General features: G+C 45.0%; 1 protein-coding gene. It reads right to left on the reverse strand.

The genetic code is table 11. From position 1 onward, the window contains the following. Nucleotides 1-211: 211 nt before the first annotated feature. Nucleotides 212-635, reverse strand: a 424-nt coding sequence (locus tag JFC10_RS14805) for a tetratricopeptide repeat protein (protein WP_227698066.1), incomplete at its 5' end; no start/stop codon positions are given.

A 635-nucleotide genomic window follows, 5' to 3' on the forward strand; every position in this document is an offset into this window, starting at 1 on the left:
ACGTTACTTTAATAAAAACCTCTTATTAGGTGTCCTAAATTAGTTGACCACTACAAGACCGAGATTTTGAAGTAGAAGTAGAGTATCCCGAAAGCCTATCCCTGTTGATTTAAGTTACGATATTGATCACTTTAGCAGTAACGGTGTATTGACGCACGCCTTCGCCATTGTTATACATCAAGCCAAGGTTATGTTGGGCTTAAGCGACACTTTAGTTGGCGGCTTTTTGAAACAGTTCAGCCGCCTTGACGTAATCCCGAGGTACGCCTTCGCCATTGTTATACATCAAGCCAAGGTTATATTGGGCTACAGCAACACCTTGGTTGGCAGCTTTTGTGTACCAGTCAAGTGCTTTGGTATAATCCTGAGGTACGCCTTCGCCGTTGTAGTACATCACGCCAAGGTTATGTTGGGCTTCAGCATACCCTTGATTGGCGGCTTTTTGAAACAGTTCAGCCGCCTTGACGTAATCCTGAGGTACGCCTTCGCCATTTTTATACATCAAGCCAAGGTTGTATTGGGCTACAGCGACACCTTGGTTGGCAGCTTTTGTGTACCAGTCAAGTGCTTTGGTATAATCCTGAGGTACGCCTTCGCCGTTGTCATACATCAAGCCAAGATTATGTTGGGCTTCA

This window comes from Psychrobacter aquimaris, assembly GCF_016107525.1.
GTDB classification, from domain to species: domain Bacteria; phylum Pseudomonadota; class Gammaproteobacteria; order Pseudomonadales; family Moraxellaceae; genus Psychrobacter; species Psychrobacter aquimaris.